This window comes from Klebsiella sp. P1927, from assembly GCF_018204675.1.
GTDB classification, from domain to species: domain Bacteria; phylum Pseudomonadota; class Gammaproteobacteria; order Enterobacterales; family Enterobacteriaceae; genus Klebsiella; species Klebsiella pneumoniae.
On the sequence record NZ_CP073377.1, the window covers coordinates 154,985 to 168,466 of the forward strand.

Annotated in this window: 14 protein-coding genes; 7 read left to right on the forward strand and 7 right to left on the reverse strand. The window is 56.1% G+C overall.

From position 1 onward, the window contains the following. Window positions 1-20: 20 nt before the first annotated feature. Window positions 21-1,466: a metalloprotease TldD gene (gene tldD, locus KB892_RS00855; protein WP_002918642.1), complete on the forward strand. Its 1,446-nt coding sequence runs from the start codon at window positions 21-23 to the stop codon at window positions 1,464-1,466. Window positions 1,467-1,501: 35 nt separating this feature from the next. Here tldD and aaeR read toward each other — a convergent pair whose 3' ends face one another. Beyond that, entirely contained in the window at window positions 1,502-2,431 is a 930-nt protein-coding gene (aaeR, locus tag KB892_RS00860) for an HTH-type transcriptional activator AaeR (protein WP_002918641.1), read from the reverse strand. A 131-nt stretch (window positions 2,432-2,562) separates the two neighbouring features. Between aaeR and aaeX the strand changes: the two genes are divergently transcribed. The 4 genes from aaeX (at window position 2,563) to KB892_RS00880 (ending at window position 6,034) form a co-directional block, all read left to right on the forward strand. Then, entirely contained in the window at window positions 2,563-2,766 is a 204-nt protein-coding gene (aaeX, locus tag KB892_RS00865; protein WP_002918640.1) for a p-hydroxybenzoic acid efflux pump operon protein AaeX, read from the forward strand. A gap of 7 nt (window positions 2,767-2,773) precedes the next feature. Continuing rightward, on the forward strand, window positions 2,774-3,706 hold the full coding sequence (gene aaeA / locus KB892_RS00870) for a p-hydroxybenzoic acid efflux pump subunit AaeA (protein ID WP_002918639.1): 933 nt from the start codon (window positions 2,774-2,776) through the stop codon (window positions 3,704-3,706). Window positions 3,707-3,711: 5 nt separating this feature from the next. Further along, window positions 3,712-5,679, forward strand: a complete 1,968-nt coding sequence (aaeB, locus tag KB892_RS00875; RefSeq protein ID WP_002918632.1) for a p-hydroxybenzoic acid efflux pump subunit AaeB — start codon at window positions 3,712-3,714, stop codon at window positions 5,677-5,679. 79 nt (window positions 5,680-5,758) lie between these two features. Continuing rightward, on the forward strand, window positions 5,759-6,034 hold the full coding sequence (locus tag KB892_RS00880) for a barstar family protein (RefSeq protein ID WP_002918629.1): 276 nt from the start codon (window positions 5,759-5,761) through the stop codon (window positions 6,032-6,034). 50 nt (window positions 6,035-6,084) lie between these two features. Here the strand turns inward: KB892_RS00880 and yhcN-B are convergent, their stop codons facing one another. The 3 genes from yhcN-B to argR all read right to left on the reverse strand — a co-directional run bounded on the left by yhcN-B (window position 6,085) and on the right by argR (window position 7,559). After that, window positions 6,085-6,351: a DUF1471 family stress response protein YhcN-B gene (yhcN-B, locus tag KB892_RS00885; RefSeq protein WP_002918627.1), complete on the reverse strand. Its 267-nt coding sequence runs from the start codon at window positions 6,349-6,351 to the stop codon at window positions 6,085-6,087. 98 nt (window positions 6,352-6,449) lie between these two features. Further along, complete coding sequence (gene yhcN, locus KB892_RS00890; RefSeq protein WP_002918626.1) at window positions 6,450-6,713, reverse strand: peroxide/acid stress response protein YhcN; 264 nt, start codon at window positions 6,711-6,713, stop codon at window positions 6,450-6,452. A gap of 375 nt (window positions 6,714-7,088) precedes the next feature. Continuing rightward, a complete protein-coding gene (gene argR / locus KB892_RS00895; RefSeq protein ID WP_002918625.1) occupies window positions 7,089-7,559 on the reverse strand; it encodes a transcriptional regulator ArgR in 471 nt (156 codons plus the stop codon). Window positions 7,560-7,973: 414 nt separating this feature from the next. Between argR and mdh the strand changes: the two genes are divergently transcribed. After that, entirely contained in the window at window positions 7,974-8,912 is a 939-nt protein-coding gene (mdh, locus tag KB892_RS00900; RefSeq protein WP_002918570.1) for a malate dehydrogenase, read from the forward strand. 136 nt (window positions 8,913-9,048) lie between these two features. On the opposite strand, the gene degS is transcribed toward mdh, so the two are convergent. The 3 genes from degS to zapG all read right to left on the reverse strand — a co-directional run bounded on the left by degS (window position 9,049) and on the right by zapG (window position 12,134). After that, entirely contained in the window at window positions 9,049-10,107 is a 1,059-nt protein-coding gene (degS, locus tag KB892_RS00905) for an outer membrane-stress sensor serine endopeptidase DegS (RefSeq protein WP_002918568.1), read from the reverse strand. Window positions 10,108-10,194: 87 nt separating this feature from the next. Further along, window positions 10,195-11,562, reverse strand: a complete 1,368-nt coding sequence (gene degQ / locus KB892_RS00910) for a serine endoprotease DegQ (protein ID WP_062954970.1) — start codon at window positions 11,560-11,562, stop codon at window positions 10,195-10,197. 173 nt (window positions 11,563-11,735) lie between these two features. Next, window positions 11,736-12,134 (reverse strand): Z-ring associated protein ZapG, encoded by a 399-nt coding sequence (zapG, locus tag KB892_RS00915; protein ID WP_002918565.1) that lies wholly within the window; start codon window positions 12,132-12,134, stop codon window positions 11,736-11,738. 190 nt (window positions 12,135-12,324) lie between these two features. Here zapG and zapE point away from each other — a divergent pair, with 190 nt between their 5' ends. Next, window positions 12,325-13,452 carry a cell division protein ZapE gene (gene zapE / locus KB892_RS00920; RefSeq protein ID WP_004144945.1) on the forward strand — a complete coding sequence of 376 codons (1,128 nt, stop codon included), beginning with the start codon at window positions 12,325-12,327 and terminating at the stop codon, window positions 13,450-13,452. Window positions 13,453-13,482: the final 30 nt, after the last annotated feature.

Sequence of the window (13,482 nt, forward strand, 5' to 3'; positions counted from 1 at the left end):
AACAAACGAGTAGCATAACGATGAGTCTGAACCTGGTAAGTGAACAATTACTGTCGGCAAATGGCCTGAATCATCAGGACCTGTTTGCCATTCTTGGTCAACTGACCGAGCGCCGCCTCGATTACGGCGATCTCTATTTTCAGTCGAGCTATCACGAATCCTGGGTTCTGGAAGACAGCATCATTAAAGATGGGTCGTACAATATCGATCAGGGCGTAGGCGTGCGCGCCGTCAGCGGCGAAAAAACGGGCTTTGCCTACGCCGATCAGATCAGCAAACTGGCGCTGGAGCAGAGCGCCCAGGCGGCGCGGACCATTGTGCGCGACACCGGCAATGGCAAAGTGCAGACCCTCGGCGCCGTAGAGCATCGTGCCCTGTACACCAGCATCGACCCGCTGCAGAGTATGACCCGGGAAGAGAAGCTGGATATTCTGCGCCGGGTAGACAAAGTCGCCCGGGCGGCGGACCAGCGGGTGCAGGAGGTTTCAGCCAGCCTGAGCGGGGTGTATGAGCTGATCCTGATCGCCGCCACCGATGGCACTCTGGCCGCCGACGTTCGTCCGCTGGTTCGTCTTTCCGTCAGCGTGCTGGTGGAAGAGGATGGCAAGCGTGAGCGCGGCAGCAGCGGCGGTGGCGGGCGTTTTGGTTATGACTATTTCCTCGCCTCCCAGGAGGGCGACGTGCGGGCCGATGCCTGGGCGAAAGAAGCGGTGCGCATGGCGCTGGTCAACCTCTCGGCGGTCGCCGCCCCTGCGGGGATGCTGCCGGTGGTGCTCGGCGCCGGCTGGCCTGGCGTCCTGCTGCATGAAGCGGTCGGCCATGGGCTGGAAGGCGATTTCAACCGGCGTGGCACCTCGGTCTTTAGCGGCCATATGGGGGAATTAGTCGCCTCTGAACTGTGCACCGTAGTGGATGACGGCACCATCGCCGATCGCCGTGGCTCGGTGGCCATTGATGACGAAGGGACGCCGGGGCAATACAACGTGCTAATCGAAAACGGCATTCTGAAAGGCTATATGCAGGATAAACTCAACGCGCGCCTGATGGGCGTCGCACCGACCGGCAATGGCCGACGTGAGTCGTATGCCCATCTGCCGATGCCGCGTATGACCAACACCTATATGCTGGCGGGCCAGTCGACGCCACAGGAGATTATCGAATCGGTCGACTACGGTATCTTTGCGCCTAACTTCGGCGGCGGGCAGGTGGATATCACCTCCGGTAAATTCGTCTTTTCCACTTCCGAGGCCTATCTGATCGAAAAAGGGAAGGTCACGAAGGCGGTGAAAGGGGCCACGCTGATTGGCTCCGGCATTGAGACCATGCAGCAGATTTCGATGGTGGGCAACGACCTGCGCCTGGATAACGGCGTCGGCGTCTGTGGCAAAGAGGGCCAGAGCGTGCCGGTGGGCGTCGGCCAGCCGACCCTGAAGGTCGATAACCTTACCGTCGGCGGCACCGCCTGATCCTGACCTGGTTCCCGGCGCTGCCGGGAACCGCTTCACCGGGCGATCCCGCGCCCGTGCATGCCCTGATAGATCTTCGCCACGTCGACAAAATACTCCGTCAGATAGTTGATACAGACCTGCACTTTCAGCGGCAGTTTATCCTTTTCCGTATACAGGGCGTAGACCGGTCGCGGATCGGACTGATAGCTGGGCAGCAGGATCTCAAGCTCACCGCGGTTGATCTCTTCGATCGCCCACATTAAGGGTACATAGGCGATACCCACCCCGGCGGTCAGCCAGCGCACCAGCGTCATAGGGTCGTTGGTCACGAAGCGCCCCTGCGGGGTCAGGCGGGTCGAGATCCCTTCCGGCGCGATAATGACAAACTCATTGTCCGGCCGCACGCTATATTCCAGCCAGGCATGTCCGGCAAGGTCGGCCGGTTTCTCTGGATTGCCAGCCTGCGCCAGATAGCTTTTAGCGGCGCATAATACCATCGGCATTGAGCCCAGGCGGCGGGAAAAAAGGCTGGAATCCTGCAGGGCGCCCACGCGGATCACCACGTCAAGGCCGTCGGCGATCAGGTCTGGCGCAGGTATGCCTGTGACCAGATTAACAGAGAGCCCGGGGTATTCTTTGAGCATTTTCGCCGTTATGCGCGCCAGAACATTCTGTGCCATAGTTGAAGAGCAGCCGATGCGCAGCGTCCCGATGGGGGTATTGTTAAATGCGTATAATTGCTCATGGACATCCTGCGCTTCAAACAGCATCCTACGGCAGCCCTGGTAATAGATTTTACCTGCTTCAGTTAAGCCAAGGCTGCGGGTGCTGCGGTTGAGTAGCTTTACCTGCAGTTCATCTTCCAGTTTGGCGACGGTCTGACTGATCGAGGAAACGCTCATCTGAAGCTGGCGGGCCGCTGCGGTGAATGAACCTAATTCGACCACTTTGGCGAAAACGGACATGCGTTTTAATCGTTCCATTATTCACTCTGGCTTAAAAGTGATTTAGATCACACATTGTAGATAATGCGGCAATCGTTACGTTAATATATTGTTAGCTACATAATAAACGCATCTGCTCACTACCTGTACGCTTCTTATTCAAGGTCATCATGAGTCTGTTTCCTGTCATCGTGATTTTCGGCTTATCGTTTCCGCCGATCTTCTTCGAGTTGCTTTTGTCGCTGGCTATCTTTTGGCTGGTGCACCGACTGCTGGTTCCGACCGGCATTTACGATTTTGTCTGGCACCCAGCACTGTTTAATACGGCGCTCTATTGCTGCCTTTTTTATTTGATATCGCGCTTGTTCGTTTGAGGTTGATGTGAAAACACTAACAAGAAATATCCTCCGTACTGCCATTACCGTGATACTGGTCATTCTGGCCTTCGTGGCGATTTTCCGCGCCTGGGTTTATTACACCGCCTCGCCGTGGACGCGTGATGCGCGCTTTAGCGCCGACATTGTGGCGATTGCCCCCGACGTCTCCGGGCTGATTTCTCAGGTAAACGTCAAGGATAACCAACTGGTTAAGAAAGACCAGGTATTGTTCGTTATTGACCAACCTCGTTACCAAAAAGCGCTGGCGCAGGCGGAAGCTGATGTCGCCTATTATCAGACGTTAGCTCAGGAAAAACGCGTCGAAGCCGGTCGGCGTAATAAGCTTGGCGTACAGGCGATGTCGCGGGAAGAGATTGATCAGGCGAACAACGTACTGCAAACCGTTGAACATCAGCTGGCGAAAGCGGTGGCTAGTCGCGACCTGGCCAGGCTAGATCTGGAGCGGACGGTCATTCGCGCCCCTGCGGATGGCTGGGTGACTAACCTTAACGTCTACACTGGGGAATTTATCACCCGTGGCTCCACGGCGGTGGCGCTGGTGAAAGAGAATACGTTTTACGTCATGGCCTATCTGGAAGAGACCAAACTGGAGGGCGTCCGTCCAGGCTATCGTGCGGAGATTACCCCGCTGGGCAGCAGCAAAACCATTAAAGGGACGGTGGACAGTATCGCTGCGGGGGTGACCAACGCCAGCAGCAGCAGCGACTCGAAAGGGATGGCCTCGGTCGACTCCAACCTTGAGTGGGTGCGTCTGGCGCAGCGTGTGCCGGTGCGTATTCGCCTCGATCACCAGCAGGGGAATCTGTGGCCATCGGGCACCACGGCGACGGTAGTGATCACCGGTCAAGAAGATCGTGATACCAGCCAGGCCAACTTCTTCCAGAAACTGGCTATGCGCCTGCGCGAATTTGGTTAATCGCTATGGGGACATATACCATTGCTCCCCGGCATCTCCGCTTTGCCATTAAGCTTGCATGCGCGGTGGTGCTGGCGCTGTTTGTCGGTTTCCATTTTCAGCTCGAAACGCCGCGCTGGGCGGTACTGACGGCAGCGATCGTCGCCGCCGGGCCGGCCTTTGCTGCTGGCGGCGAACCGTACTCCGGCGCGATCCGCTATCGCGGTATGTTGCGTATTGCCGGGACCTTTATTGGCTGTATTGCGGCGCTGGTTATCATCATCCTGATGATCCGCGCGCCTCTGTTGATGATGCTGGTCTGCTGTCTGTGGGCCGGGTTTTGTACCTGGGTTTCGTCGCTGGTCAAGGTCGAAAACTCCTATGCCTGGGGGCTGGCCGGGTACACCGCGCTGATTATCATTATTACCATCCATACCAATCCGATGCTGGCGCCGCAGTTTGCTGTCGAACGCTGCAGCGAAATTGTCATCGGTATTGTCAGCGCCATCGTCGCCGATCTCCTGTTTTCGCCGCGTTCGATTAAAAAAGAGATCGACCTCGAGCTCGATAATCTGCTAATTGCACAGTATAAGCTGATGCAGTTATGCGTCGCGCACGGTGAAAAAGAGGAAGTGGATCAAGCCTGGGGAGCGCTGGTACGCCGCACTACGGCGCTGGAAGGTATGCGTAGTAACCTGATTATGGAATCCTCACGCTGGGCAAAGGCCAATCAGCGCCTGAAGGCGATCAACACCCTTTCGCTAACCCTTATCACCCAGGCTTGCGAAACCTATCTGATTCAGAACTCACGCCCGGAAATGGTCACGGACGACTATCGCGAGCTGTTCGCCGAGCCGGTTGAGACGGTGCAGGATGTTCACCAGCAGCTGAAGCGCATGCGCCGCTTCCTGACCTGGAAAGGCGAGCATAATACCCCGGTCACGATTTATAGCTGGGTGGGCGCCGCCACGCGTTACCTGCTGCTTAAGCGCGGCGTGGTGGGGAATACTAAAATCAGCCGTATCGAGGATGGCGTGTTGCGCGGCGAAACGGTGGTTAAAGTGGAATCCGCCGAACGTCATCACGCGATGGTGAACTTCTGGCGCACCTCTGTCTCCTGTATTCTCGGAACGCTATTCTGGCTGTGGACGGGCTGGACCTCAGGCAGCGGCGCGATGGTAATGATCGCCGTGGTTACCGCGCTGGCGATGCGCCTGCCAAACCCGCGTATGGTGGCGATAGACTTCCTCTATGGCACCCTGGCGGCGTTACCGTTGGGCACCTTGTACTTCCTGGTGATCATGCCGGCGACGCAGCAGAGCATGCTGTTGCTCTGCATCAGCCTGGCGGCGATGGCGTTCTTTATCGGGATCGAAGTGCAGAAAAGGCGTCTCGGATCGCTGGGGGCGCTGGCGAGCACCATCAACATTCTTGTGCTGGATAACCCGATGCAGTTCCAGTTCAGCCAGTTCCTCGATAGCGCGCTGGGGCAGATCGTCGGCTGTTTCCTCGCTCTGATGGTTATTCTTATTGTCAGGGATAACTCCCGGGCCAGAACCGGTCGGGTGCTGCTGAACCAGTTTGTCTCCGCGGCGGTCTCTTCGCTGACCACCAACTCGGCGCGTCGCAAAGAGAATCATCTGCCCGCGCTCTATCAGCAGCTGTTTTTATTACTCAATAAATTCCCAGGTGACGTCGCCCGTTTCCGTCTGGCCTTGACGTTAATCATCGCCCATCAGCGCTTGCGCGATGCGCCCGTGCCGGTGAACGACGATCTCTCCGCCTTCCATCGTCAGCTGCGACGTACCGCGGACCATGTGATCTCCGCCGGCAGCGATGATAAGCGTCGGCGCTATTTTACCCAGCTGCTGGCGGAGCTTGATGTCTATCAGGAGAAGCTGCGGGTCTGGGAGGCCTCGCCGCAGGTCACCGAGCCGGTACGGCGACTGGTTGAGATGTTGCATAAGTACCAGCATGTGCTGACCAGCAGCTAACCCATAAACCGACGCCCAGGCGTCGGTTTTTTTATCGCTATACTTAACGGCGACAGAAAGAGAAGCGGGAGGGGCTGTCATGACCACCTATACGTTTGATTTTGACGAAATCGCCGAACAACAGGATTTCTACCGGGAGTTTTCCCGAACCTTCGAGCTGGCTCAGGATAAGGTCAACAACCTGGATTCGCTATGGGACGCAGTGACCGGTGGCCTGCTACCGCTGCCGCTGGATATTGAGTTCATCCATTTAAATGACAAGCAGCGCCGGCGCTTTGGCGCATTGATTTTATTGTTTGATGAAGCAGAGGAAGAGCTGGAGGGGGAGTTGCGTTTTAATGCCCGACAAGCATAAAAAAGCCCCCGGCAGGCGGGGGCAAGTCGTCGAAATAAGACGACGAGGGTTTATTTGTACAGCTCAGCGGTGGCGTGCCAGCTATCGCCGGTACGTGCTTCAATAATACGGTAGCTGCTGGCGCCTTCTTTCTCGGCTTTAGCCGCCAGTTCCTGACGCATGTCCATTGGCGCACTACCTACCTGGGATACGGAGATGGTGCCCATGGATTGCAGATTTTGGGCTTGTTCTGCGTTCACTTGCTGGACAGCCGCGCTGGCACCGAAAGAGAGAAGGGAAGCCAGGCCAAGGGATGCGATGATCATTGCGCGTTTCATAATCTTTACTCCAGTCTTTGTTTTGCCGCGGCGGGGCGATGTATGTCGCCGGGCCGCGGTAGAGAATTTTTGTCAGGTTAATCGTTGACGTCTAAAACTTATTTATACAGCTCAGCAGTGGCATGCCAGTGGTCGCCAGTGCGGGCTTCAATAATGCGGTAAGAAGAAGCCCCTTCTTCCTGCGCTTTTTTGTTCAGCATTTCATGCATATCCATCGGGGAAGATGCTACCGCGCCGACGGAAACCGTGCCGATGGCCTCGCGGCCCTGGGCCTGCTCGCTGTTGATAATATCAGCGGCGAAAGCGCCAAACGACACGACGGACAGGATGCTGATAGCAGCTACAGTGGTTTTGATTTTCATGATGTTCACCTCGTCGAATCTTTTTGTTGGGGGGCTTTGTTTCGTGACCCTCATCACAAAACCAAGTATACACTAATCACCAAAAATATTAATACCATGCTAATTGTTTTGTGCGTTAATAGTTACAATGGATTGCGCTTTTTATAACGGATAAGAATTAAAAATGACACGTTAGCGACAGCGATAAGATTTATTTCTAATAAATTCATAAAGGTATACGAATTTGATCTTTTGTGCGTTTTACGATTTTCGCGTTAGTAAAAGAACGTATAGACGGCGTAAATGACACTAAGTGTTAAATAGTTGTTGTGCCGGAAGGGGGGAGAGGCAAAAGAAAAGGGAGTCGCCCTCTGACGGTAGCCAGAGGGGAATTACTCAGAGTTCCTGCTCAAACAGAACCAGAATGGCGTCGTGCAGATCTTTCACCGTAAAACCGCGCGCAGGCGTGGTAAAGATGGTGTCATCCCCGGCGATACTGCCAAGAATGCCTTCCGCTTTGCCCAGCGAGTCGAGAAGACGGGCGATCAGCTGCGCGGCGCCGGGGCTGGTATGAATCACCACTACGGCATCGTTATAGTCGATATCCAGCACCAAATTCTTCAGCGGGCTGGAGGTGGTCGGTACCCCAAGCTCGGCAGGCAAGCAATAGACCATTTCCATTTTGGCGTTACGGGTACGCACCGCGCCAAATTTGGTGAGCATGCGGGAAACCTTCGATTGGTTGATATTCTCGAAGCCCTCTTCCTGCAGCGCCTGGACGATCTCTCCCTGCGAGCTGAATTTCTCTTCTTTAAGCAGCGCTTTAAACGCTTTAACCAGTTCTTCTTGTTTTGCCGAACTTCGCATAAGTCACCCAGATTATGGTGGTAAAATCAACATCATTATGCATAACCATGAATTTTTATGCAAATAATCCGCGAAAGGATAGGTCAATAATGTTATGAAGGGGGCATATTTTAGCAAAAAAACCGTATAAGGAACATGTTCTCATCACAACGCTTAAAGCCATGTAAAAGTAAATGAAATGTTATTGAGTTGGTGTTGTTTTGCGCAACTGGCTGGGTGTATTGTAACCAATAGTCGATCCGGTACTTCGCTTTGCTGGATGGTCAGTCAGGAAGCATAAAGTGCGCCGCTGTTCTATTGCTACGCACAATAATGCATTCTTCAGCCATAATCATTGTAATTGTTCATCTTGTGAATTAAGGTCCAGGCGACGGAATAACGAAAGACTAAATTAACCATAATAAGGAGTTTAGGATGAAAGTTGCAGTCCTTGGCGCTGCCGGTGGTATCGGCCAGGCGCTTGCCCTACTACTTAAGACCCAACTGCCTTCAGGTTCAGAGCTCTCGTTGTACGACATCGCTCCGGTTACGCCGGGCGTGGCGGTAGATCTAAGTCATATCCCCACAGATGTAAAAATTAAAGGATTTTCCGGTGAAGACGCTACTCCGGCGCTGGAAGGCGCGGATGTAGTGCTGATCTCCGCGGGCGTGGCGCGTAAGCCCGGCATGGATCGTTCCGACCTGTTTAATGTGAATGCGGGTATCGTGAAGAACCTCGTGCAGCAGATTGCCAAAACCTGCCCGCAGGCCTGCATCGGCATTATCACCAACCCGGTGAATACCACCGTGGCTATCGCCGCCGAAGTACTGAAAAAAGCCGGCGTGTACGATAAAAACAAACTGTTCGGCGTTACCACGCTGGACATCATCCGTTCCAATACCTTTGTGGCGGAGCTGAAAGGTAAATCGGCAACCGAGGTGGAAGTCCCGGTCATTGGTGGTCACTCCGGGGTCACCATTCTGCCTTTACTGTCGCAGATCCCCGGCGTCAGCTTTAGCGATCAGGAAATTGCCGACCTGACTAAACGTATTCAGAACGCCGGTACCGAAGTCGTGGAAGCGAAAGCGGGCGGCGGGTCGGCGACCTTGTCGATGGGCCAGGCGGCTGCCCGTTTTGGTCTCTCTCTGGTTCGCGCCATGCAGGGGGAAAAAGGCGTGGTGGAGTGCGCCTACGTGGAAGGCGACGGCCACTATGCGCGTTTCTTCTCCCAGCCGCTGCTGCTGGGGAAAAACGGCGTGGAAGAGCGACAGTCTATCGGCAAACTCAGCGCCTTTGAACAGCAGGCGCTGGAGGGCATGCTGGACACCCTGAAGAAAGATATCGCGCTCGGCGAAGACTTCGTCAACAAGTAATCTCGCCCTAACAGAAGAGCCGGAACCGCTGTTCCGGCTTTTTATTGTCCAGCATTCATGGAAACCGGGTTTCTGGTCAGATTCCCGGCCGGTCCGGTATTTAGCGATTAACGTGGCTCCCCAAACGGGGAGCCGTTTAGTTGGTGGCCGGGTATTCCTGGACGGCGATATGGAGCGTGATTTTCTTATCATCACGCATGATGACCACCGGAATTTCCGATCCCGGGCGGATCTCGGCCACCTGATCCATCGTCTCCAGTGCCGAGACGGCGGGTTTGTCATTCACGGAGATGATTACGTCGTTGGCGCGGATCCCGGCTTGCGCCGCTGGACCGTCCGGGGCGACATCGTTAACGACGATCCCCTGAATCTGATCGATCCCTCCGCCCTGCGCGTGCAGCGGGGCGATCTCCCGGCCGCTAATGCCGATATAGCCGCGGATCACCCGGCCATCGCGGATCAGTTTATCCATAATTTTGGTCGCTAACTGGAACGGGATCGCAAAGCCAATGCCTTCCGGCGTTTCGCCGTCATTGCTCTTGTCAAAGGAGAGGGTGTTAATCCCCATCAGCTCGCCGAGGGAGTTCACCAGCGCCCCGCCGGAGTTACCGTGGTTGATCGAGGCGTCAGTCTGCAGGAAGTTCTGGCGGCCGGTCGGATTGAGGCCAATGCGCCCTGTGGCGCTGATAATCCCCTGGGTGATGGTCTGCCCCAGGTTATAAGGGTTGCCAATCGCCAGCACCACGTCGCCGATGTGCGGCGTGCGTTTCGGATTGATCGGGATCACCGGCAGCCCGCCGGTAGCATTGATTTTGAGCACGGCGAGATCGGTGAGGGAATCGGATCCTACCAGCAGCGCTTCGAAGACGCGGCCGTCCTGCAGGGCGACGATAATCTGATCGGCATCGTTGATAACATGCTTGTTGGTCAGGATATAGCCGCGCTGATCCATAATCACCCCTGAGCCAAGCGTCAGCTGATTATGGCTGGTGCTGTTAAGGGCGCGGTTATAGACGTTCACCACGGCGGGCGCCGCGCGGCGCACCGCGGCGTTATAGCTCGCCGGGGAGTCGTCTGCCGTATCGTTCTGGGTAGTCGGCGCCAACTGCCACTGGCGCAGCGAGGGCATCAGGGCCAGCAGCAGACCCCCGACAAGCAAACCGATGAGTACTGAACGTAATAACTTTCCAGGCATGATGCAGATATCGTTAATGAATGGTCAGGCGCAGCATAGCACGAGTTGTCCGGACATCGCACATGGCGGCGATGCCCGGAGAGACAATCAGCGCAGCAGCAGATAGATGCTTTCGTTGCCGCGGATCACGTTCAGGGCGATGACCGGCGGTTTGCCTTCGAGCACTTTGCGCAGTTCGGCAATTGAGTGAATATGCTGCCGGTTAAGGCCAATGATAATGTCATCCTTATGCAGACCGACCTGGGCGGCGGCGCTGCCTTTATCCACATTACCGATCACCACTCCTTTGGTGCCATCTTTCATCTGGCCGTCGCTGAACGAGGCCCCCTGCAGCGCCGGGATAATCAGTTCCGCGCTGGCGGTTGAGGAGGTGCTCTTATCCAGGGTCACTTCGACATCGACCGGCTTTCCATCGCGCAGCAGGCCCAGTTTGACCTTGGTACCCGGCTCGGTGGTGGCGATCCGCGAACGCAGTTCGGCGAAACTGTTCAGCGGTTTGCCGTTCAGACTCACGATGACGTCCCCGGATTTAATCCCCGCTTTGGCGGAGCCGGAGTTTGGCAGGACTTCACTGACGAAGGCGCCGCGCTGAACGTTGAGATTCATCGCTTTGGCGATGTCGGCGCTCATTTCCATGCCTTTAATGCCCAACAGGCCGCGCTTGATTTCGCCAAACTGAATAAGCTGGTCGGCGAGGGTTTTCGCCATATTGCTTGGAATGGCAAAGCCGATGCCGATGCTGCCGCCGCCCGGCGCGAGGATCGCGGTGTTGATCCCGATAAGCTCGCCGTTGAGGTTCAGCAGCGCGCCGCCGGAATTGCCGCGGTTAATCGAGGCGTCGGTCTGAATGAAATTCTCCAGCCCTTCAAGGTTCAAGCCGCTGCGGCCAAGGGCAGAGATAATGCCGGATGTGGCGGTCTGGCCAAGGCCGAACGGGTTGCCGACGGCGACGGCGAAGTCGCCGACGCGAAGTTTATCAGAGTCAGCAATGGCGATTTGCGTCAGGTGGTCTGGCTTAATCAGCTGCAGCAGAGCGATATCGCTCTGTTCATCGCTCCCGACCAGTTTGGCATCGAACTCACGGCCATCGTTCAGCTGGACGCTGATCTTCTGCGCCTGATTGATGACGTGGTTATTGGTCAGCACATAGCCTTTCGCCGCGTCGATGATAACGCCGGAGCCGAGCCCTTCAAACGGCTGCGCCTGCTCCTGCGGGGCGTTATCGCCAAAATATTTTTTCAGCTCTTCCGGCATATTGAGCGTCGGCGAGGCAGTGCCTTCCACCTGTACGCTAACCACCGCCGGCAGAACCTTTTCCAGCATCGGCGCCAGGCTTGGTAACGCGCCCTGGCCGGGCACCTGAGTCGGTAAGGATGCCGCTGCCGGAGGCAGGACCGACAACGATAACCCAATGCTTAACGCTAACGCACTCAACAGCAAAGTCTGTTTCTTCATTAGATGCTGGCTCTCGTAACCTGAGGTGTATGGAAAAATGTCCTGAATAACCTGATGTTATTGAATTTTTGCACAGGTAACAACGTGGGGACTGGTTTAAATTGTAGCCGGGAAGTGGGGGAAGGAGCGGGCGCGACGGGCGCGCCCGGAGAATATTTTAATCGCAGCGAGGCTTAATCGCGTTTTGCGCCTCCGCGCAGTAAACCGGATGCGCCCTCGGAGTAGTCGCGCGGCATCTGGACCGGCGCCTGATCGTTACTGGCTTCAGACTCTTCCAGACGGTTGCGGAACGGGTTGGCGTCTGCCATCGAGTCCGGCAGCAGGTTGTTAGAGCTTTTCGCCATATGCTGATATAGCTGACGATAGTCGTGCGCCATGTTATCCAGCAGTTCGGCGCTACGCGCAAAGTGGCTCACCAGCTCTTCACGGTACTCTTCAAGCTCGGCTTTATTCTTTTCCAGTTCGTACTGCAGCGCCTGCTGTTGGCGCAGTTTGCGGTTGCCGAAACGCATGGCGACGGCACCAATGATGATACCGACGACTAACCCAATTAGCGCGTATTCCCAGGTCATGAACATCTCCCGTTGTATTGTGGTTCCGTAGGGTGGCTCTTAGGCTCTCCGCCTGCGCCCGATAGTGCCACTATAACCGCTAATTCCACAGAAGTGGAATCCTGGCGTATCATCGCGTAGTGTAGAACGGCCTTTTTTTCGTCAATCGTGAGCTTCGGCATTACGGTTTTCAAGGAATAACAATTAGATCATGCAAAGCCTGTCTCCAACATCGCGTTACCTTTTAGCCCTGAAAGAGGGCAGCCATCAACCCGACGACGTCCAGCAAGAAGCGGTGAGCCGCCTTGATACCATTTACCAGGAACTGCAGACGCAGCCCGCGCCGGTCGCGTCAGGCGGCGGTTTGCGCGCGAAATTCGGCAAACTGCTGGGTAAGCGCGAGCCGGCTGCCGGGACGGCACCTGTCCGCGGCCTGTATATGTGGGGCGGCGTGGGGCGAGGCAAAACCTGGCTGATGGACCTGTTTTACCAGAGCCTGCCGGGCGAGCGTAAACAGCGCCTGCATTTCCATCGTTTCATGCTGCGCGTACACGAAGAGCTGACCACCCTGCAGGGACATAGCGACCCGCTGGAGATCGTCGCCGACCGCTTTAAAGCGGAAACCGACGTGCTCTGTTTCGACGAGTTTTTTGTCTCCGATATTACCGACGCCATGCTGTTGGGCGGGCTGATGAAAGCCCTGTTCGCCCGCGGCATCACCCTGGTGGCGACCTCCAATATTCCGCCGGATGAACTCTATCGTAATGGCCTGCAGCGGGCCCGTTTTCTGCCGGCGATCGATGCCATCAAGCAGCATTGCGATATTATGAACGTCGATGCCGGCATCGATTATCGACTGCGTACCCTGACGCAGGCGCACCTGTGGCTGTCGCCGCTGAATAACGACACCCGCGAACAGATGGATAAATTGTGGCTCGCGCTGGCGGGTGCGCCGCGCGCTGCCGGGCCGACGCTGGAGATTAACCATCGCGAGCTGCCTACCCTCGGCGTAGAAAACCAGACGCTGGCGGCGTCATTCGCCACGCTATGCGTGGATGCGCGCAGCCAGCATGACTATATCGCGCTCTCCCGACTGTTCCATACGGTGATGCTGTTCGACGTGCCGGTGATGACCGCGCAGCTGGAGAGCGAGGCCCGCCGCTTTATCGCTCTGGTGGATGAGTTTTACGAGCGCCATGTAAAGCTGGTGGTCAGCGCGGCAGTACCGCTGTACGACATTTACCAGGGCGAGCGGCTGAAGTTTGAGTTCCAGCGCTGTCTCTCTCGTCTGCAGGAGATGCAGAGCGAAGAGTACCTCAAACGTCCGCATATGCCCTGACAGGGGACTTTTTCAGGCGGATTCAGGGCC